This window comes from Variovorax sp. Root434, assembly GCF_001426595.1.
In the GTDB taxonomy this organism is placed as follows: Bacteria; Pseudomonadota; Gammaproteobacteria; order Burkholderiales; family Burkholderiaceae_C; genus Variovorax.
Genome location: NZ_LMEK01000026.1, coordinates 15,374 through 34,587 on the forward strand (window position 1 = coordinate 15,374; position 19,214 = coordinate 34,587).

Annotated in this window: 17 protein-coding genes; 11 read left to right on the forward strand and 6 right to left on the reverse strand. The window is 65.9% G+C overall.

All coding sequences use genetic code 11. The features are described from left to right. The first annotated feature begins 10 nt into the window (after window positions 1-10). Window positions 11-796 (forward strand): IclR family transcriptional regulator, encoded by a 786-nt coding sequence (locus ASD05_RS24835; protein WP_056598021.1) that lies wholly within the window; start codon window positions 11-13, stop codon window positions 794-796. Window positions 797-899: 103 nt separating this feature from the next. Here ASD05_RS24835 and ASD05_RS24840 read toward each other — a convergent pair whose 3' ends face one another. Beyond that, window positions 900-1,535, reverse strand: coding sequence for a GntR family transcriptional regulator (locus ASD05_RS24840; RefSeq protein WP_007828153.1), 636 nt, complete (start codon window positions 1,533-1,535; stop codon window positions 900-902). A gap of 128 nt (window positions 1,536-1,663) precedes the next feature. On the opposite strand from ASD05_RS24840, the gene scpA reads away from it, so the two are divergent. Genes scpA through ASD05_RS24880 form a run of 8 tightly spaced genes read left to right on the forward strand, consistent with a single transcriptional unit; the run spans window position 1,664 to window position 11,209 of the window. Further along, a complete protein-coding gene (gene scpA, locus ASD05_RS24845; protein ID WP_056598023.1) occupies window positions 1,664-3,826 on the forward strand; it encodes a methylmalonyl-CoA mutase in 2,163 nt (720 codons plus the stop codon). 8 nt (window positions 3,827-3,834) lie between these two features. Next, window positions 3,835-4,308 (forward strand): GNAT family N-acetyltransferase, encoded by a 474-nt coding sequence (locus ASD05_RS24850; protein ID WP_056598025.1) that lies wholly within the window; start codon window positions 3,835-3,837, stop codon window positions 4,306-4,308. Next, window positions 4,302-5,351, forward strand: a complete 1,050-nt coding sequence (gene meaB, locus ASD05_RS24855; protein ID WP_056598027.1) for a methylmalonyl Co-A mutase-associated GTPase MeaB — start codon at window positions 4,302-4,304, stop codon at window positions 5,349-5,351. Before ASD05_RS24850 ends, meaB begins: the two co-directional genes overlap by 7 nt. A gap of 40 nt (window positions 5,352-5,391) precedes the next feature. Next, on the forward strand, window positions 5,392-6,936 hold the full coding sequence (locus ASD05_RS24860) for an acyl-CoA carboxylase subunit beta (RefSeq protein WP_056598029.1): 1,545 nt from the start codon (window positions 5,392-5,394) through the stop codon (window positions 6,934-6,936). A gap of 5 nt (window positions 6,937-6,941) precedes the next feature. Beyond that, window positions 6,942-7,628, forward strand: coding sequence for a hypothetical protein (locus ASD05_RS24865; RefSeq protein ID WP_056598030.1), 687 nt, complete (start codon window positions 6,942-6,944; stop codon window positions 7,626-7,628). 19 nt (window positions 7,629-7,647) lie between these two features. Then, window positions 7,648-9,696, forward strand: coding sequence for an acetyl-CoA carboxylase biotin carboxylase subunit (accC, locus tag ASD05_RS24870; RefSeq protein ID WP_056598032.1), 2,049 nt, complete (start codon window positions 7,648-7,650; stop codon window positions 9,694-9,696). Next, on the forward strand, window positions 9,696-10,724 hold the full coding sequence (bioB, locus tag ASD05_RS24875; protein WP_056598034.1) for a biotin synthase BioB: 1,029 nt from the start codon (window positions 9,696-9,698) through the stop codon (window positions 10,722-10,724). The genes accC and bioB overlap by 1 nt, the downstream gene beginning before the upstream one ends. Further along, a complete protein-coding gene (locus ASD05_RS24880) occupies window positions 10,721-11,209 on the forward strand; it encodes a VOC family protein (RefSeq protein WP_056598760.1) in 489 nt (162 codons plus the stop codon). Before bioB ends, ASD05_RS24880 begins: the two co-directional genes overlap by 4 nt. On the opposite strand, the gene ASD05_RS24885 is transcribed toward ASD05_RS24880, so the two are convergent. Beyond that, on the reverse strand, window positions 11,199-11,696 hold the full coding sequence (locus tag ASD05_RS24885) for an Lrp/AsnC family transcriptional regulator (protein WP_056521564.1): 498 nt from the start codon (window positions 11,694-11,696) through the stop codon (window positions 11,199-11,201). The two genes, ASD05_RS24880 and ASD05_RS24885, sit on opposite strands and share 11 nt — an antisense overlap. A gap of 116 nt (window positions 11,697-11,812) precedes the next feature. Between ASD05_RS24885 and ASD05_RS24890 the strand changes: the two genes are divergently transcribed. Then, window positions 11,813-12,724: an EamA family transporter gene (locus ASD05_RS24890; RefSeq protein ID WP_056598036.1), complete on the forward strand. Its 912-nt coding sequence runs from the start codon at window positions 11,813-11,815 to the stop codon at window positions 12,722-12,724. A 112-nt stretch (window positions 12,725-12,836) separates the two neighbouring features. On the opposite strand, the gene ASD05_RS24895 is transcribed toward ASD05_RS24890, so the two are convergent. The 4 genes from ASD05_RS24895 to ASD05_RS24910 form a co-directional block, all read right to left on the reverse strand. Continuing rightward, window positions 12,837-13,475: a LysE family translocator gene (locus tag ASD05_RS24895; RefSeq protein ID WP_056598038.1), complete on the reverse strand. Its 639-nt coding sequence runs from the start codon at window positions 13,473-13,475 to the stop codon at window positions 12,837-12,839. Beyond that, window positions 13,472-14,113 (reverse strand): RnfABCDGE type electron transport complex subunit B, encoded by a 642-nt coding sequence (locus ASD05_RS24900; protein ID WP_056598039.1) that lies wholly within the window; start codon window positions 14,111-14,113, stop codon window positions 13,472-13,474. Before ASD05_RS24900 ends, ASD05_RS24895 begins: the two co-directional genes overlap by 4 nt. A 20-nt stretch (window positions 14,114-14,133) precedes the next feature. Continuing rightward, the gene (locus tag ASD05_RS24905) at window positions 14,134-15,540 is read right to left on the reverse strand and encodes a polyhydroxyalkanoate depolymerase (RefSeq protein ID WP_056598041.1); all 1,407 of its coding nucleotides are present in this window, start codon (window positions 15,538-15,540) and stop codon (window positions 14,134-14,136) included. Window positions 15,541-15,696: 156 nt separating this feature from the next. Then, the gene (locus ASD05_RS24910; RefSeq protein ID WP_056598043.1) at window positions 15,697-16,893 is read right to left on the reverse strand and encodes an amino acid aminotransferase; all 1,197 of its coding nucleotides are present in this window, start codon (window positions 16,891-16,893) and stop codon (window positions 15,697-15,699) included. A gap of 105 nt (window positions 16,894-16,998) precedes the next feature. On the opposite strand from ASD05_RS24910, the gene uvrB reads away from it, so the two are divergent. Continuing rightward, complete coding sequence (uvrB, locus tag ASD05_RS24915) at window positions 16,999-19,116, forward strand: excinuclease ABC subunit UvrB (RefSeq protein WP_056598045.1); 2,118 nt, start codon at window positions 16,999-17,001, stop codon at window positions 19,114-19,116. Window positions 19,117-19,214 lie beyond the last annotated feature (98 nt).

The window sequence follows — 19,214 nt, forward strand, 5'->3', positions numbered from 1 at the left end:
GTTTGGATAAATGAATGACGCGGTTGGCGGCAAAGAAGAAGTAAGTGCGCTCGCCAGGGGCCTGGCTCTCCTCAGGGTCATCGGCATGGCATCGGCACCCATAGGCAATCGCGAACTGGCTGACACCACGGGCATCCCCAAGGCCACGGTGTCGCGGCTCACCGCCACGCTGGTGAGTGCGGGGTATTTGCGACAGTCGCAGGACAGCGAGCGCTTCAGCCTCGGCCCGGCGCTGCTCGACATGAGCAGCCGCTACCTGCGCCAATTCGACCTGCGCACGGTGGCGCGGCCGCACCTGGCGGCGCTGTCGGAATCGGCCGGCGTGAGCGTGCACATGGGCGTGCGCGACGAACTCGACATGCTCATCATCGATTCGGTGCGGCCGCGTTCCATGGTCATCAGCTCGCGCATCGAGGTGGGCACGCGCATGACCATCGCCACCTCGGCCGCCGGGCGCGCCTACCTGGCGGCGTTGCCGGCGCAGGACCAGGCCGAACTGCTGGCGCAGATCCGGGCCGAGAGCGGGGAGAGCTGGAGCGCCGTCGAGCCCAGCCTGATGGCCGGCCTCGACGAGTACGTCCGGCTGGGCTACTGCGGCTCTTTCGGCGAATGGAATCCGCACATCCACGCCATCGCCTTCGCACTGCAGGGCCCGCGCGGCGAACGCTACTCGGTGAGCTGCGCCGGCCCCGCCTACCTGCTGCCCAAGGACACGATGGTGGCGCGCATCGCGCCGCTGCTGCTGGAGACGGCGCAGCGTCTCGCCGGGGAAGCGGGAACCTCGAACCAGGAATGAAGGGCGCCCGGCCCTGATTGCTCAGCTTTGGCACGCAGCCCCGGCCGCGTTCCAATGCGCCATGGAGGTGTTCCTCGCTGGCGCGGCGCCGCGTTGACAGGTTTCAGTTCGCGGCTTCGAGGCCGTTCTGGAAGTGCTCGCGCATGCGGGCCATGGCGGCTTCCGCGTCGCGCGCCTCGATGGCGGCCATCACCGAGCGGTGCTCCGCCAGCGACTCCGCAATGCGCCCCGCCTTCAACAGCGAGTTGTGCCGGTTGAGCTTCATCACCTTGCGCAGGTCGGCCACCATCTGGTCGCGCCACTTGTTGTTGGCGATGGCCAGCAATTGCATGTGGAAGCGCTCGTTGATCGCGAAGAAATGCTCGCGATTTCCAACCGCGGCTTCCAGCTCGGCATGCAGCGCCTTCAGCTCCGCACGCTGCGCGTCCGTGGCGCGCTCGGCCACCACGCCGGCGGCATCGCTCTCCAGCAGCGAGAGCAGGTGGTAGACGTCGGCCAGGTCCTGCTCCGACACCTCGGTTACGTACGCGCCACGCCGCACCTTCATCGTGACCAGACCCTCGGCCGCCAGCACCTTTAGCGCTTCGCGCAGCGGGGTGCGGCTGATGCCGTATTCCTCGGCCAGCTTGAGTTCGTCGATCCAGCTGCCGGGCTCCAGCTCGCGGCGAAAGATCCGCTGGCGCAGCAGCTCGGCCACCTCTTCGTAGAGGGCGCGGGGGGTGAGGGTAACGGCGGACATGGGCCGGACTGTACTGCAAAAATGGGGTTTGAATTAATAATTATGGATCGGTTAGACTCGCGGCCGGCTTGCAAATCCGTGCAGGCGAATTTGCGAATACCCTGAAAGACCCTGCGAACGGCCCCTTCATGAGCAGCACACCCGAACCCTCTTTCAAGCCCGCCGATCTCGAAGCCTGGGCCAAGGCCGCTGCCAAGTCAGCGCCGGGCGGCGACGTGAATGCGCTGAACTGGATCACGCCCGACGGCATCGCGGTGAAGCCGCTGTACACCGCGGCCGACCTGCAGGGCCTGAAGTACACCGACACGCTGCCCGGCTTCGAGCCCTACCTGCGCGGCCCGCAGGCCACCATGTACGCGGTGCGCCCCTGGACCATCCGCCAGTACGCCGGCTTCTCCACCGCCGAAGAATCGAACGCCTTCTACCGCAAGGCGCTGGCCGCCGGCGGGCAGGGCGTGTCGGTTGCCTTCGATCTGGCCACCCACCGCGGCTACGACAGCGACCATCCGCGCGTGACCGGCGACGTCGGCAAGGCCGGCGTGGCGATCGATTCGGTGGAAGACATGAAGATCCTGTTCGACCAGATCCCGCTGGACAAGGTCAGCGTGTCGATGACGATGAACGGCGCCGTGCTGCCGGTGCTCGCGGGCTACGTGGTCGCGGCTGAGGAGCAGGGCGTGGCGCAGGACCAGTTGAGCGGAACCATCCAGAACGACATCCTCAAGGAGTTCATGGTCCGCAACACGTACATCTTTCCGCCCGCGCCGAGCATGCGGATCATCGGCGACATCATCGAGTACACGGCGCAGAAGATGCCCAAGTTCAACTCGATCTCGATCAGCGGCTACCACATGCAGGAAGCCGGCGCCAACCAGGCGCTCGAACTCGCGTTCACGCTGGCCGACGGCAAGGAATATGTGAAGACCGCGCTGGCCAAGGGCCTCGATGTCGACGGCTTCGCCGGTCGCCTGAGCTTCTTCTGGGCCATCGGCATGAACTTCTACCTCGAAGTGGCGAAGATGCGCGCGGCGCGCCTGCTGTGGTGCCGCATCATGAAGGAGTTCAACCCCAAGAACCCCAAGAGCCTGATGCTGCGCACGCACTGCCAGACCTCGGGCTGGAGCCTCACCGAGCAGGACCCGTACAACAACGTGGTGCGCACCACCATCGAGGCGATGGCTGCGGTGTTCGGCGGCACGCAGTCGCTGCACACCAACGCGCTCGACGAAGCCATCGCGCTGCCCACCGAGTTCAGCGCCCGCATCGCGCGCAACACGCAGCTCATCATCCAGGAAGAGACGCACATCACGAACGTGATCGACCCCTGGGCCGGCAGCTACATGATGGAGAAGCTCACGCAGGACATGGCCGATGCGGCCTGGGCCATCATCGAAGAAGTCGAAGCGATGGGCGGCATGACCAAGGCCGTCGACAGCGGCTGGGCCAAGCTCAAGATCGAGGCGGCCGCCGCCGAGAAGCAGGCGCGCATCGACTCCGGCAAGGACGTGATCGTGGGCGTCAACAAGTACAAGCTCAAGAACGAGGACGCGATCGACAGCCTGTCGATCGACAACGTGAAGGTGCGCGACCAGCAGGTGGCGCGGCTGCAGAAGATCCGCGCCTCGCGCGACGCCGCCAAGGTGCAGGCCGCGCTCGATGCGCTCACCGCGGCCGCCGAGAACAACACCGGCAACCTGCTCGCGCTCAGCATCGACGCCGTGCGCCTGCGCGCGACGGTGGGCGAGATTTCGGATGCGCTCGAAAAATCATTCGGCCGTCATCGGGCCGACACGCAAAAGGTGACCGGTGTGTACGCTGCTGCCTACGATTCGGCCGAGGGCTGGGAAACGCTGAAGACCGAAATCAACGCCTTCGCCGAAGAACAGGGACGCCGTCCGCGCGTGATGATCTCCAAGCTCGGGCAGGACGGACACGACCGTGGCGCGAAGGTCGTTGCCACGGCCTTTGCCGACCTGGGTTTCGACGTCGATATGGGTCCGCTGTTCCAGACGCCCGAGGAGTGTGCGCGGCAGGCCATCGAGAACGACGTGCACGCTGTCGGCGTCAGCACGCTGGCCGCCGGCCACAAGACGCTGGTGCCGGCCATCATCGACGAGCTGAAGAAGCAAGGCGCGGACGACATCATCGTGTTCGTCGGCGGGGTGATCCCGCGGCAGGACTACGACTTTCTCTACGAGGCCGGCGTCAAGGGCATCTACGGCCCGGGCACGCCCATTCCCGCCAGCGCCAAGGACGTGCTGGAACAGATCCGCGCGGCGGTCTCGGCCTGAGAAGCGACGTGGGCGATCTCTTGTCGCGGCTGTCGCTGCAGCCGGTGGATTCCAGCGATTTCGAAGCCATGCTGGCCTTGCGCATCGACGCGATGCGCCCGAGCCTGGAGCGCGTGGGCCGTTTCGACCCAGCGCGTTCGCGCGAACGCCTGAACGCGGGCTTCGTGGTGCCCTACATGCACCACATCGTGCTCGACGGCGACCAGCGCATCGGTTTCGTCACGCTCAAGCCCGAGGGAGCCGATGCGCTGCGCCTCGACCACCTCTACCTGCGCACTGGCTTCCAGGGGCTGGGCATCGGCGAATGGGTGCTGGAGTGGGCCAAGTCGCAGGCGCGCGAGCAGCATCTCGACATCAAGCTCACCGCGCTCGTGCAGAGCGACGCCAACCGCTTCTACCTGCGGCACGGCTTCGTGCTCGAAGGCGAGGAGGGTGTCGACCTGCACTACCGCTGGCGCGTGTCCCCGGAGGACGCGTGCTGAACACCGTGCAGGCGCTGGAAAGCGCGGTCGTCGATACGTCGGGCATGTCGCAGCGCCGCGCGATCGCCAAGGCGATCACGCTGCTCGAATCGACCCGTGACGACCACCGCGCGCAGGCCGATGAATTGCTCACCGCGCTGTTGCCGCGCACCGGGAATTCGTTTCGCCTCGGCATCTCGGGCGTGCCCGGTGTGGGCAAGTCGACCTTCATCGAGACGCTGGGCCTGCTGCTGATCGGCAAGGGGCATCGTGTGGCGGTGCTTACCATCGACCCGTCGTCCACCGTGTCGGGCGGCTCCATCCTCGGCGACAAGACGCGCATGGAGCACCTTTCGGTGCACGAGCGCGCGTACATCCGGCCCAGCCCGTCGAGCGGGACGCTCGGCGGCGTCGCCGAGAAGACGCGCGAGGCGATGCTGGTGTGCGAGGCGGCAGGCTACGACATCGTGATCGTCGAAACCGTGGGCGTGGGCCAGAGCGAAACGGCCGTGGCCGGCATGACCGACATGTTCGTGCTGATGCAGCTGCCCAACGCCGGCGACGACCTGCAGGCGATCAAGAAGGGCGTGATGGAGCTGGCCGACCTGGTCGTCATCAACAAGGCCGACATCGACAAGGACGCTGCCACGCGCGCGCAGGCGCAGATCACCTCGGCGCTGCGCCTCTTCGGCCACCAGGGCAACCCGGACCACGCGCATGCGGTGCACGACGCGCACAGCGGCACGGAGGTGCGCTTCTGGCTGCCCAAGGTGCTGCAGCTCAGCGCGTTGGCAGGCACGGGCGTCGACGCCTTCTGGGACGCCGTCACGCAGTTCAGGCAACTGCAGACCGCCAACGGCAGGCTGGCGAAACGCCGAGAGAAACAGGCCACCGCGTGGATGTGGGAACGCATCGACGCCGGGCTCAAGCACGCCTTCAGGCATCACCCGCAGGTGCGCGAGCTGCTGCCCGAGCTCACGCAGCAGGTGGCGCAGGGCACGTTGCCCGCATCGACCGCGGCGCGCCAATTGCTTGCGGCGGCCGCCATCACCGCCAGGCCATGACACCAAACAAAATTCAGGACCACAGCTTCGGAAGCACACCATGCAAGAACTGATCGAACAACTCGAAAAGCGTCGCGCCCAGGCGCGTCTCGGCGGCGGGCAGAAGCGCATCGACGCGCAGCACGCCAAGGGCAAACTCACGGCGCGCGAACGCATCGAGCTGCTGCTCGACGACGGCACCTTCGAGGAGTGGGACATGTTCGTCGAGCACCGCTCGGTGGACTTCGGCATGGCCGAGCAGAAGATCCCGGGCGACGGCGTGGTCACCGGCTACGGCATGATCAACGGCCGCCTCGTGTTCGTGTTCAGCCAGGACTTCACGGTCTTCGGCGGCGCGCTCAGCGAGGCACATGCCGAGAAGATCTGCAAGGTGATGGACCAGGCCATGAAGGTCGGTGCACCGGTCATCGGCCTCAATGACTCGGGCGGCGCGCGCATCCAGGAGGGCGTGGCCTCGCTCGGCGGCTATGCCGACGTGTTCCAGCGCAACGTGATGGCCTCGGGCGTGGTGCCGCAGATCAGCATGATCATGGGCCCCTGCGCGGGCGGCGCGGTGTATTCGCCCGCCATGACCGACTTCATCTTCATGGTGAAGGACTCGAGCTACATGTTCGTCACCGGCCCCGAGGTGGTGAAGACCGTGACACATGAAAGCGTCACTGCCGAAGAACTCGGCGGCGCCGTCACCCACACCACGCGCAGCGGCGTGGCCGACATGGCATTCGAGAACGACGTCGAGGCGCTGATGATGCTGCGCCGCCTGTACAACTACCTGCCGCTCAACAACCGCGAGAAGCCGCCGGTGCGCCTGGGCAACAACGGCCAGGGCGATCCGGCCGACCGGCCCGACTATTCGCTCGACACGCTGGTGCCCGACAACCCGAACAAGCCCTACGACATCAAGGAGCTGATCCTCAAGGTGGTGGACGACGGCGACTTCTTCGAGCTGCAGCCCGACTACGCGAAGAACATCGTGATCGGCTTCGCGCGCATGGAAGGCCAGACCATCGGCATCGTGGCCAACCAGCCGCTGGTGCTGGCGGGTTGCCTCGACATCAAGTCGAGCATCAAGGCTGCGCGCTTCGTGCGCTTCTGCGACGCCTTCAACATTCCGGTGGTTACCTTCGTCGACGTGCCTGGCTTCATGCCCGGTACGGGGCAGGAGTACGGCGGCATCATCAAGCACGGCGCCAAGCTGCTCTACGCATATGCCGAATGCACGGTGCCGAAGATCACCGTCATCACGCGCAAGGCCTACGGCGGCGCGTACGACGTGATGGCTTCCAAGCACCTGCGCGGTGACGTCAATCTCGCCTGGCCACGTGCCGAGATCGCCGTGATGGGCGCGAAGGGCGCGGTGGAAATCATCTTCCGCGAGGACAAGAACGACCCCGAGAAGCTGGCCGCACGCGAAGCCGAATACAAGGCGCGCTTCGCCAACCCGTATGTGGCCAGCGCCCGCGGCTACATCGACGACGTGATCCTGCCGCACGAGACGCGCAAGCGCATCTGCCGTTCGCTGGTGATGCTGCGCGAGAAGAAGCTCGAGAACCCGTGGCGCAAGCACGGCAACATTCCGCTCTGATTCGCATGCGCAGCTACTACCCCCGGTTCCGCGAGGGAGCGGACCCTGGACTTGTCCCCAAGCTCGGTGGCCTGCCCTGGGGCCTGCCCCGGCGCTTGTGGCCCGTCTGCCGCGAATGCAACCGCGCAATGAGCCACCTGGCGCAATTGCCGACCGATGGCGAGGCGCTGCCGCTCGCGGAAGGCGAGGTGCTGTTCCTGTTCAAGTGCGAGTGGGACAGCATCTGCAGCTTCTGGGAGCATGACGCAGGTGCGAACGCCGCGTTCGCCGTGCCACGCACCGAACTGGGCGCAGGGCCGACCGCACCGCCTGCGGACTCTGCCGACGGCCCGCCTCCATTGCTGCGCGAAATTGCCATCGCAGGGTGGCGCGCCGATGACGATGGCGCTCCCGCGGAAATGGAGGAGGCCTTCTACGACTATCAGACCCATTTCGATTTGCCGCAGGAGGTCGCACATCCCCACGACTGGGCGAGCGCATGGCGCACGAAGAGCGGCGGCGTGCCTTACTGGACGGCCAACGGCGCGCAAGGAATGCCCGCAGGACGCCTGCTGCTGCAGATCGACAACTGGATCGATCTGGTCGATGGCGGCGGCGGCGAAGTGGCGAACTTCTGTTCCGACGGCACGGCATACGTGTTCGTCGATCGCGCGCAAGCGCAGCCGGTTTACTCGATGTTCATCAACCGCTGAGATCCCGCGGAGACCCTAGATGTTTAAGAAAATACTTATTGCCAACCGCGGGGAAATCGCCTGCCGCGTCATCCAGACCGCGAAGAAGATGGGCATCCTCACCGTCGCCGTCTACTCCGATGCCGACAAGGAAGCCCGCCACGTCGAGCTGGCCGATGAGGCCGTGCACATCGGCGCCGCGCCCAGCCGCGAGAGCTACCTGCAGGCCGACCGCATCATCGCGGCCTGCAAGAAGACCGGTGCCGAGGCTGTGCACCCAGGCTACGGCTTCCTCTCGGAGAACGAAGCTTTCGCGCGCAAGGTCGAGGAGGAGGGCATCGCCTTCATCGGGCCGAAGCACTATTCGATCGCTGCCATGGGCGACAAGATCGCCTCGAAGAAGCTCGCGAACGAGGCCAACGTCAACACCATTCCGGGCTGGAACGACGCCATCGAGACGGCCGAGCGCGCCGTCGAGATCGCGAAGGACATCGGCTACCCGGTCATGATCAAGGCCTCCGCCGGCGGAGGCGGCAAGGGCCTGCGCGTGGCCTTCAACGACAACGAGGCCTTCGAGGGCTTCACCTCCTGCCGCAACGAGGCACGCAACAGCTTCGGCGATGACCGCGTGTTCATCGAGAAGTTCGTCGAGGAGCCACGCCACATCGAAATCCAGGTGCTGGGCGATTCGCACGGCAACGTGATCTACCTGAACGAGCGCGAATGCTCCATCCAGCGCCGCCACCAGAAGGTGATCGAGGAAGCGCCGTCGCCCTTCATCTCCGATGCCACGCGCAAGGCGATGGGCGAGCAGGCGGTGCAATTGGCCAAGGCCGTGAAGTACCAGAGCGCGGGCACGGTGGAGTTCGTGGTCGGCAAGGACCAGAGCTTCTACTTCCTCGAAATGAACACGCGCCTGCAGGTGGAGCATCCGGTCACGGAGTGCATCACGGGGCTCGACCTGGTCGAGCTGATGATCCGCGTGGCGGCCGGTGAGCAGCTGCCGCTCACGCAGGAGCAGGTGAAGCGCAACGGCTGGGCCATCGAATGCCGCATCAACGCCGAAGACCCGTTCCGCAGCTTCCTGCCTTCGACCGGCCGCCTCGTGAAGTTCCAGCCGCCCGCCGAGACCATGTTCGCGAGCGACACCGAGCACCTGAACGGCGTGCGCGTGGACACCGGCGTGTACGACGGCGGTGAGATCCCGATGTACTACGACTCGATGATCGCCAAGCTCATCGTGCACGGCAAGGACCGTCAGCATGCGATTGCCCGCATGCGCGAGGCGCTCAACGGCTTCGTGATCCGCGGCATCAGCAGCAACATCCCGTTCCAGGCGGCGCTGCTGGCGCATCCGAAGTTCGTGTCGGGTGACTTCAACACGGGCTTCATCGCCGAGCACTATGGCAAGGGCTTCCATGCGGAAGATGTGCCGCACGCCGATCCGTCGTTCCTGGTTGCGCTCGCGGCCTACGTGCACCGCCGCTACCGCGCGCGCGCATCGGGCATCAGTGGGCAGCTCGAAGGCCACGGCGTGAAGGTGGGGGAGCAGTTCGTGGTGGTGGAACTGGGGCCGGAAGGCAAGCACGTGCACCATCCCGTCTCGGTCACCGACTTTCACGGGAAGACCGGCGCCAGCGTCGTGGCCGTGGGCGGGAACAACTACAAGATCGACAGCGGCTTTGCGCTCGGCGCCATCCGTGTGCAGGGCACGGTCAACGACCGGCCCTTCACCGCGCAGGTCGAGCGCGGGGCCGGCAAGAACCCGCTGGCGCTGCGCGTGTCGCACGACGGCACGCAGATCGAGGCGATGGTGCTGTCGCCGCTGGGCGCGCGTCTGCTGGAGCAGATGCCCTACAAGGCGCCGCCGGACCTGAGCAAGTTCCTGATGTCGCCGATGCCGGGCCTGCTGGTCGAGGTGTCGGTGCAGCCGGGGCAGCAGGTGCGGGCCGGCGAGAAGCTGGCCGTGATCGAGGCCATGAAGATGGAAAACGTGCTGTTCGCTTCGCAGGACGGCGTGGTCGGCAAGATTTCGGCGGGCAAGGGCGAATCGCTCGCCGTCGATCAAATCATTCTGGAGTTCAACTGATGGGTGCCGACGACTTGCAACAGACGATCACGATGCACCGGCCCGCCAAGGCCGCGGCGCCGCAAGGCCCATGGTCCGTCGAGGCGATCCAGGCGCTGCTCGACAAGCCGCTGATGGACCTGCTGTTCGAGGCGCAGACGGTGCACCGCGAGCACTTCCCGGCCGGCGACATCGAGCTGGCCACGCTGCTGTCGGTGAAGACCGGTGGCTGCCCGGAGAACTGCGGCTACTGCCCGCAATCGGCCGAGTTCGATACCGGCGTGAAGGCGCAGAAGCTCATGGAGGTCGACGAGGTCGTGCGCGCCGCGCAGGCGGCCAAGGACGCCGGCGCCACGCGCTTCTGCATGGGCGCCGCATGGCGCGCGCCCAAGGACCGCGACGTGGAGAAGGTCGCCGTGCTGGTCGAAGCCGTCAAGGGGCTGGGCATGCAGACCTGCGCCACGCTCGGCATGCTGGAGCCGCATCATGCGCACCAGCTCAAGGCCGCGGGCCTCGACTACTACAACCACAACCTCGACACCGCGCCCGAGTACTACACCGACGTGGTCGACACACGCACCTACCAGGACCGGCTCGACACGCTGGCCCATGTGCGCAGCGCCGGCATCAGCGTGTGCTGCGGCGGCATCGTCGGCATGGGCGAGGCGCCGGTGCATCGCGCGGGGCTGATCGCGCAGCTGGCCAACCTGAACCCGTACCCCGAGTCGGTGCCGATCAACAGCCTGGTGCGCGTGCCCGGCACGCCGCTGGCCGATTCGGAGCCGGTCGATCCCTTCGACTTCGTGCGCATGATCGCGGTCGCGCGCATCACGATGCCAACCGCGCGCGTACGGCTGTCGGCCGGGCGCCAGCAGATGGGCGATGCGGTGCAGGCGCTGTGCTTCATGGCAGGTGCGAATTCGATCTTCTACGGCGACAAGCTGCTGGTTACCGGCAACCCCGACGTCGAGGCCGACACGGTGCTGCTGCGCAAGCTCGGGCTCAATGCGCGGCAGGTGCAGGAGCAGCCGGAAGGTTGCGCGGCATGAGCACCAACGCACGCCCCTTCAAGGTGCTGGGCATCCAGCAGATCGCCATCGGCGGCACGGACAAGCTGCGGCTGCAGAAGCTCTGGGTCGACATGCTGGGGCTCGAAGTCACAGGCACCTTCAAGAGCGAGCGTGAGAACGTCGACGAAGACATCTGCGCGATGGGCGCGGGGCCGTTCAAGGTCGAGGTCGACCTGATGCAGCCGCTGGACCCCGAGAAGAAGCCCGCCGTGCACACCACGCCGCTCAACCACGTGGGGCTTTGGATCGACGACCTGCCCAAGGCCGTCGAGTGGCTCACGGCGCAGGGCGTTCGCTTTGCGCCCGGCGGTATCCGCAAGGGCGCGGCCGGTTTCGACATCTGCTTCCTGCATCCGAAGGCGAACGACGAGTTTCCGATCGCGGGCGAGGGCGTGCTGATCGAGATGGTGCAGGCGCCGCCCGAGGTGGTGGCCGCCTTCGGCGCGCTCGCCGCTACGCGTTGAGCACTTTCCTGATCGGCGGCTTCACGTCCGAACGCCGAGGCGGCAGCATCGGCTGGTGCTCGCGCGCCGGGTTCAGGATGATCGAGGTCGCCGTCTCGGTGAGGATGCAGAACTTGGTGACCACCGCATCGAGGTGGCTCACGTCGATCACCGCGATCTCGAGAATCCAGCTGTCGTCTCCGGTCACGTTGTAGGCATTGACGCATTCGGGCGTCTGCTGCACCAGTTCGACCACGCGCGCGTAGTCGGCGCGGCCCACGCGGATGATCGCTCGGATGCCGTAGCCGAGCTTGCCCAGGTTCACCGTCGCGCGGTAGCCGCTGATGACGCCCGCGGCCTCGAGCTTCTTCACGCGCTCGGTCACGGCGGGCTGGCTCAGGTGCACGCGGCGGCCCAGTTCTGCCATGGTCAGGCGTGCGTCGTTCTGCAGTTCGGCGAGGATGCGGGTGTCGTGGGCGTCCAGCGCGGGGTTCAAGGAAAAGTCCATGCAACTCCTTTAAATCGACGGTTTGGCGAAGGCAGAACCATGAATCTCGCATGGCTGCCGGGAGATCGCTTTCATACCATGACCGGCATCTCACACCAAGAAGAAACACCCTCCACATGCCGACCCTCGCTTCTCCCGCCCAAGCCGCACCCATTGCCGCGCGCCCTGGGCTGCCGCCGATGCTGTGGCTCTGCCTCGCCGCCACGTGGGTGGTCTGGGGCTCGACCTACCTCGCGATCAAGTACGCCCTGATCAGTTTTCCGCCGTTTCTGCAGATGGGCTCGCGCTTCCTGTTCGCGGGCGTGCTGCTGGCGCTGTGGATGCGCTGGCGCGGCGCGCCGTGGCCATCGCTCGCGCAGTGGCGCAATGCCTTTGTCGTCGGCGCGCTGATGCTCGGCGGTGGCATGGGCGGCACGGCGAATGCCGAGGTGTCGATCGGCTCGGGGCTGGTGGTGGCGTTCATCGCCGTAATCCCGCTGCTGATTGCGCTGATGAACCTGATCTGGGGCGTGAAGCCGTCGCGGCTGGAGGCCGCCGGCATCGCGCTCGGCCTCGTCGGCGTGCTGATGCTGACGCGGGGCAGCGGTTTCCGTTCCTCGCCCGAGGGGCTGATCGCCATCTGCATCGCCTGCGTCTGCTGGTCGCTGGGCAGTGTGCTGAGCCAACGCAGCCTGCCGCTGGCGCCCGGCGCGATGGGCTTTGCGAGCGAGATGCTTTGCGGCGGCCTGGTGCTGATGGGGCTCGCCACGATGTCCGGCGAAACGATGAGCTGGCCGCTGCAGCCCGAAGCTGTCGCCGCGTGGATCTACCTCGTGGTGTTCGGTTCGCTGATTGCCTTCAACGCCTACATGGTGCTGCTCGCGAAGGCGCCTGCTGCCCTGGCCGCGAGCTACACCTTCGTCAATCCGGTGATCGCGATGCTGCTGGGCGTGTGGATCGCCAACGAGACGGTCACTCGCTTCGAGTGGTACGCCGTGGCCGTCGTCTTGGCTGGTGTGCTGCTGATGCTCTTCAAGCGAAGAGCATGAAACTCGATTTCCGGTAACACCGCGGAACCGGCTTTGCAGGGCCGCAGGTGTTGCCCCCGGAAGGGGGTTGGCGGAGCGACACGAAGTGCGCGAAGCCTGGGGGAGAGCTTTGCTATGCGCCGGGGCGGCGCCACACCGCAAGCGTAGCCGCGAGCAGCCACATGCCGGCTGCGCAACCGCGGTTCATGGCCTTGAGGCCGCGCTGCGAGAGAAAGCGCACGGCCTGCGTGCCGGCCGACGCATAGGCCAGCATCACGCAGGTGTCGAGTGCGACGAACACCGTGCCCAGCAGCAGGTACTGCGGGCCTTGCGGCTTCGCGATGTCGATGAACTGCGGCAGGAAGGCAGCGAAAAACAGCACCGTCTTCGGATTCGACAATGCCACCGCGAGGCTGCGCATCAGCGCCACGCGGCCCTGTGGCCGAACCTCGAGCGGCGACTTGGCCAGCGCGGTGCCGAGGTCGGTGGCCTCGCTGCGCCACAGCTTGATGCCCAGCCACACGAGGTACGCCACGCCGGCGATGCGGATCGCGTTGAAGAGCCACTCCGAAGCCGCGAGCAGCGAGCCCAGCCCGAGCGCGACGACGGCGATCAGCGTGACGCTGCCGAGCGACGCGCCGGCAATGCCCCAACTTGCACGGCGCATGCCGCCTTCGATGCCGTTGGACAGTGCCAGCAGCATCGTCGGTCCCGGAATCAGGGCCAACGCGAGCGAGGCGACGACGTAGATGAGCAGGGTGTCGAGTGTCATGGCTTGGTGGTGGTGGGCGGACGTTGTCGTTGTTGCGAAGCGGCGCGGGCACGCGCCAGTGCGGCTTCGACGATGGCGCGCTTGCGGGCGCCGGCGTCTTGCAGGGCTTCGGGCTCGGGCGCCTTGTCGGCCAGCCGCGCGTCGGTGTTGCGGTGCCGGCCATGCACCTCGTAGCGGCGCCGCGCGCTGGCAGCCTGTTCAGTCGACCAGGCCTGCCAACCACTGAGGCCGGGCGTCTCGACTTCGAGCGAGATGCAGTCGACGGGGCAGACCGGAATGCACAGCTCGCAGCCCGTGCAGTGGGCTTCGATCACGGTGTGCATCCGCTTGTTGATACCGACGATGGCGTCGGTGGGGCAGGCGTCGAGGCACAGCGTACAGCCGATGCACCAGGCTTCGTCGATGACCGCCATGGCGCGCGGGCCTTCGGTGCCGAATTGGGCATCGAGGGGAAGGGCGGCGCGGCCGGTGAGTTGCGCGAGCCGCTCGATGCCTTCGGCACCGCCCGGCGGGCACTGGTTGATGCCGGCCTCGCCGTCGGCCACGGCCTGGGCGTATCCTGCGCAATCCGGGTAGCCGCACCGTGTGCACTGCGTTTGAGGCAGTGCGTCGTTGATGCGTGCGGCGAGCCCGTCCATGGGGTGAAGCTGCGCGCGCTTCAGCGCGCAGTCGGCCTCTTCTTTACAGCCACGCTCGCGGCCTTCTTCACTGGAACTTTCTTGGCCGCGACGGCGGCTGTCTTGCGCTCGGGCTTGATCGTGTCCTCGGCTGCGAGGCCGCCGCGGTTGCCGGCACGGCTTTGCGGCTGGTCGTTGGCTGCGATGAACTTCAGCACCTTCGGATAGACCAGTTCACGCCAGCGGCGGCCGCTGAAGATGCCGTAGTGGCCCGCGCCCTTGACTTCGTAGTGCTCACGCTTGTCGTCGGCGATGCCGGTGCACAGGCTGTGCGCGGCTTCGGTCTGGCCCGAGCCCGAGATGTCGTCGAGTTCGCCTTCGATCGTGAGCAGGGCGGTGGAATGGATGTCCTGCGGATGCACGCGCTCCACCTGGCCCTTGGGGTTCTTGACGTCCCAGGTGCCATTGACCAGGTTGAACTCCTGGAACACGGTGCGAATGGTCTCGAGGTAGTAATCGGCGTCCATGTCGAGCACGGCGTTGTACTCGTCGTAGAACTTGCGATGAGCCTCGGCACTGGCGTCGTCGCCCTTGATGAGGTCCTTGAAATAGTCGTAGTGGCTGCTGGCGTGGCGGTCGGGGTTCATCGCCACGAAGCCGGTGTGCTGCAGGAAGCCGGGATAGACCTTGCGGCCTGCGCCCGGGAAGCCCTGCGGCACGCGGTAGATCACGTTGTTCTCGAACCACTCGAAGCTCTTGTTCATCGCGAGGTTATTGACCGCGGTGGGCGACTTGCGCGCATCGATGGGGCCGCCCATCATGGTCATGGTCAGCGGCAGCTGCTCGCCGCGGCTGGCCATCAGCGAGACGGCGGCCAGCACCGGCACCGTCGGCTGGCACACGCTCACCACGTGGCAGTTGCCGTATTCGGCCTGCAGGCGGCGGATGAACTCCTGCACGTAGTTGATGTAGTCGTCGAGGTGGAACTCGCCTTCCGACAGCGGCACGAGGCGCGCGTTCTTCCAGTCGGTGATGTAGACCTTGTGGTCCTGCAGCATGGTGCGCACGGTGTCGCGCAACAGTGTGGAGTAATGGCCCGACAGCGGCGCCACGATCAGCACCACGGGCTGGCTCTTGAGCGTCTTGAGAATGTGCGGCTCGTCGGTGAAGCGCTTGAAGCGGCGCAGCTCGCAGAACGGCTTGTCGAGCTCGACGGCCTCCTGGATCACCACATCTTCACCGTCGACCTTCACCGACTTGATGTTGAACTCGGGCTTCTCGTAGTCCTTGCCGAGCCGGTAGAGCAGGTCGTAGCCGGCGGCCATGCGCTGGGCCATGGGCACCTGGCCCCACACGGCGCCCTGGCCGTAGAGCTTGGAGGCCGCCTGGGCGAAGTCCGAGAAGGGCTCCATCAAGGAACGCTGGGCTTCGTAGAGTTGGTAGAGCATCGCGGGTGTTGGAGTGGAATGTTGCGGTGCAATATATCAGCGCCATCGGCAGGGCGCAGGGGGCCTTACCCCTACGTAGATCCCCGGCCAGGGCCGTTTTTTCACCAAATGTGAAGGAATTGTCGTGAAACGAATTCCCTCACATCTTGCTGACGGTCAGATGACCTTGGCAATCGACGCGCAGACGTAGTCGATGTTCTTGCTGTTGAGCGCGGCCACGCACATGCGGCCGGTGTCGGTGCCGTACACGCCGAACTCATTGCGCAGGCGCACCATCTGGTCCTTGGTCAGGCCCGAGTAGCTGAACATGCCGATCTGCGTGGTGATGAAGCTCATGTCCTGCTTCACGCCGGCGGCCTTGAGGCCGTCGACCAGTTTCTGGCGCATGGCCTTGATGCGCACGCGCATCTCGCCCAGTTCCTTTTCCCAGAGGGCGCGCAGCTCGGCGTTGTTGAGCACCGCAGCCACCACGGCGCCGCCGTGCGTGGGCGGGTTGCTGTAGTTGGTGCGGATGGCGATCTTGAGCTGCGACAGCACGCGGCCCGCTTCTTCCTTGCTTTCGCACAGCACTGACAGGGCGCCCACGCGTTCGCCGTACAGGCTGAAGCTCTTCGAGAACGAGGTCGAGACGAAGAAGGTGAGGCCGGCATCGACGAACTTGGCGACGGCCGCGCCGTCTTCCTTCAGGCCGTAGCCGAAGCCCTGGTAGGCCATGTCGAGGAAGGGCACGAGGCCCTTGGCCTTGACGGCGGCGACCACCTGGTCCCACTGGGCCGGGGTGATGTCGTAGCCGGTCGGGTTGTGGCAGCAGGCATGCAGCACGACGATGGTGCCGGCCGGCGCCGCGTTCAGGGCGGCCAGCATGCCGTCGAAGTTGATACCGCGCGTGGCCGCGTCGTAGTAGGGGTAGCTTTCGACTTCGAAGCCCGCGTTGGTGAACAGCGCGCGGTGGTTTTCCCAGCTCGGGTCGCTGATCAGCACCTTGGCGTTGGGGTTGAGCTTCTTCAGGAAGTCGGCGCCGACCTTCAGGCCGCCGGTGCCGCCGATGGCCTGGATGGTGGCGACGCGGCCCGAGGTGACGGGTTCGCTGTCGGCGCCGAAGACCAGCGCCTTCACGGCGTTGTCGTACGCGGCAATGCCGTCGATCGGGAGATAACCGCGCGCCGTAGGCGCTTTCATCATGTTCTGTTCGGCCGCCTGCACGCACTGGAGCAAGGGCAGCTTGCCGTTGTCGTCGTAATAGACGCCGACGCCGAGATTGACCTTGTTGGGGTTGGTATCGGCTGCAAATTGCTCGTTGAGGCCGAGGATCGGGTCGCGCGGTGCCATTTCGACCGCGGTGAACATAGACATGGAAAGGTCCTTTGGGATGAAAGCTGCGCTGCAACCGGAGGAGGCTTTATCCTTTCCGGTTGCCTTGAATTTTACCGGCGCGAGCGCCACCTGTCGGGAACAGCCATGCCAGAGAACAACGAAGCCATAGCAGACCTGAAGAAACTGGACCCGATCGGCCCGGCGAAACAGGGGGAATTCGTCCGCTATCCGGGCTCGCCCTTCGAGCTTTTTCAGCCCTATCCGCCAGCCGGCGACCAGCCGACGGCCATCGAGGGGCTGGTCGAGGGCGTGATCGACGGCGAGGTGTTCCAGACCCTGCTGGGCGTGACCGGCTCCGGCAAGACCTATACCATGGCCAACGTGATCGCCCGGCTGGGCCGCCCGGCCATCGTGTTCGCGCCCAACAAGACGCTGGCGGCGCAGCTCTACAGCGAATTCCGCGAGTTTTTCCCGAAGAACGCCGTCGAGTACTTCGTCAGCTACTACGACTACTACCAGCCCGAGGCCTACGTGCCGCAGCGCGACCTGTTCATCGAGAAGGACTCGTCCATCAACGAGCACATCGAGCAGATGCGCCTGTCGGCCACCAAGAGCGTGCTGGAGCGGCGCGACACGGTGATCGTGGCCACGGTGAGTGCCATTTACGGCATCGGTACACCCGAGGATTACATGGAGATGCGGCTGATTGCCCGCGTCGGCGACAAGGTCGGTCAGCGTGACCTGATCTCGCGGCTGATCCGCATGCAGTACCTGCGCAACGAGCAGGACTTCGCCCGGGGCACCTTCCGCGTGCGGGGCGACACCATCGACGTGTTTCCGGCCGAGCACAGCGAGCTGGCAATCCGCTTCGAACTGTTCGACGACGAGATCGAGTCGCTGCAGCTCTTCGACCCGCTGACGGGGCGCATCCGACAGAAGGTGCCGCGCTTCACCGTGTATCCGTCGAGCCACTACGTGACGCCGCGCGACAAGGTCATGGCGGCGGTGGAAACCATCAAGATCGAGCTGGGCGAACGGCTCAAGGAGCTGGTGGGCGCGGGCAAGCTGGTCGAGGCGCAGCGGCTGGAGCAGCGCACCCGTTTCGACCTCGAGATGCTCGCCGAGATCGGCCACTGCAAGGGCATCGAGAACTACACCCGCCACCTCTCGGGCGCTGCGCCGGGTGAGCCGCCGGCCACGCTGACGGACTATCTGCCGAAGGACGCGCTGATGTTCCTCGACGAGAGCCACCAGATGATCGGCCAGCTCGGCGGCATGTACAACGGCGACCGGGCGCGCAAGACCACACTGGTCGAATATGGTTTTCGCCTGCCGAGCGCGCTGGACAACCGCCCGCTCAAGCTCGAGGAGTTCGAGACCCGCATGCGCCAGTGCATCTTCGTCTCGGCCACGCCGGCACAGTACGAGAAGGACCATGCCGGCAATGTGGTCGAACAGCTGGTTCGGCCCACCGGGCTGATCGACCCCGAAGTCGAGGTGCGGCCCGCCACGCACCAGGTGGACGACGTGCTGGGCGAGATTCGCATCCGCGTCGAGAAGAACGAGCGCGTGCTCATCACCACGCTGACCAAGCGCATGGCCGAGCAGCTGACCGATTACCTGGGCGACAACGGCGTGAAGGTGCGCTACCTGCACAGCGACGTGGACACCGTCGAGCGGGTGGAAATCCTGCGCGATCTGCGCCTGGGCACCTTCGACGTGCTGGTGGGCATCAACCTGCTGCGCGAGGGGCTGGACATTCCGGAGGTGTCGCTGGTGGCGATCCTCGACGCGGACAAGGAAGGCTTCCTGCGCGCCGAGCGCTCTCTGATCCAGACCATCGGCCGGGCGGCGCGGAACCTGAGCGGCAAGGCCATCCTGTACGCCGACCGGATGACCGATTCGATGAAGAAGGCCATCGACGAAACCGAGCGCCGCCGCGCCCGGCAGATCGCCCACAACGAAGCCAATGGCATTACGCCGCGCAGCATCGTCAAGCAGGTGCGCGACCTGATCGACGGCGTCTACAGCGAGAAGACCGGCAAGGAAATGGCCAAGCTCGACCTGGAACGCGCCAAGGTCGAGGACATGAGCGAGAAAGACATCGCGCGGGAAATCAAGCGGCTTGAAAAGCAGATGCTGGAACACGCCCGCAATCTCGAATTCGAGAAGGCGGCCCGGGTGCGCGACCAGCTGGCGCTGCTGCGGGAGCAGGCATTCGGGGCTTCGGGCGGCGACAACATCGCGATCCTGCCGCAGTAGGCCGACCGCGCTAGTTCGGAGGTTCGCATTCTTCAAGCGAACCGCGCTGGGGTTTACCCCAGCGGGGTTCAGGGCCTTCTGCTATACTTGACCGAAAT

What these genes read in the sequence shown, in the direction of transcription:
- ASD05_RS24860 (WP_056598029.1), top strand. Translation starts at nt 5,392, where the DNA reads ATGCAAGAACTGATCGAACAACTCGAAAAGCGTCGCGCCCAGGCGCGT.
- scpA (WP_056598023.1), top strand. Translation starts at nt 1,664, where the DNA reads ATGAGCAGCACACCCGAACCCTCTTTCAAGCCCGCCGATCTCGAAGCC.
- accC (WP_056598032.1), top strand. Translation starts at nt 7,648, where the DNA reads ATGTTTAAGAAAATACTTATTGCCAACCGCGGGGAAATCGCCTGCCGC.
- ASD05_RS24865 (WP_056598030.1), top strand. Translation starts at nt 6,942, where the DNA reads ATGCGCAGCTACTACCCCCGGTTCCGCGAGGGAGCGGACCCTGGACTT.
- ASD05_RS24900 (WP_056598039.1), bottom strand. Translation starts at nt 14,113, where the DNA reads ATGGACGGGCTCGCCGCACGCATCAACGACGCACTGCCTCAAACGCAG.
- uvrB (WP_056598045.1), top strand. Translation starts at nt 16,999, where the DNA reads ATGCCAGAGAACAACGAAGCCATAGCAGACCTGAAGAAACTGGACCCG.
- ASD05_RS24840 (WP_007828153.1), bottom strand. Translation starts at nt 1,535, where the DNA reads ATGTCCGCCGTTACCCTCACCCCCCGCGCCCTCTACGAAGAGGTGGCC.
- ASD05_RS24910 (WP_056598043.1), bottom strand. Translation starts at nt 16,893, where the DNA reads ATGTCTATGTTCACCGCGGTCGAAATGGCACCGCGCGACCCGATCCTC.
- ASD05_RS24880 (WP_056598760.1), top strand. Translation starts at nt 10,721, where the DNA reads ATGAGCACCAACGCACGCCCCTTCAAGGTGCTGGGCATCCAGCAGATC.
- ASD05_RS24885 (WP_056521564.1), bottom strand. Translation starts at nt 11,696, where the DNA reads ATGGACTTTTCCTTGAACCCCGCGCTGGACGCCCACGACACCCGCATC.
- ASD05_RS24905 (WP_056598041.1), bottom strand. Translation starts at nt 15,540, where the DNA reads ATGCTCTACCAACTCTACGAAGCCCAGCGTTCCTTGATGGAGCCCTTC.
- ASD05_RS24890 (WP_056598036.1), top strand. Translation starts at nt 11,813, where the DNA reads ATGCCGACCCTCGCTTCTCCCGCCCAAGCCGCACCCATTGCCGCGCGC.
- ASD05_RS24835 (WP_056598021.1), top strand. Translation starts at nt 11, where the DNA reads ATGAATGACGCGGTTGGCGGCAAAGAAGAAGTAAGTGCGCTCGCCAGG.
- ASD05_RS24895 (WP_056598038.1), bottom strand. Translation starts at nt 13,475, where the DNA reads ATGACACTCGACACCCTGCTCATCTACGTCGTCGCCTCGCTCGCGTTG.
- bioB (WP_056598034.1), top strand. Translation starts at nt 9,696, where the DNA reads ATGGGTGCCGACGACTTGCAACAGACGATCACGATGCACCGGCCCGCC.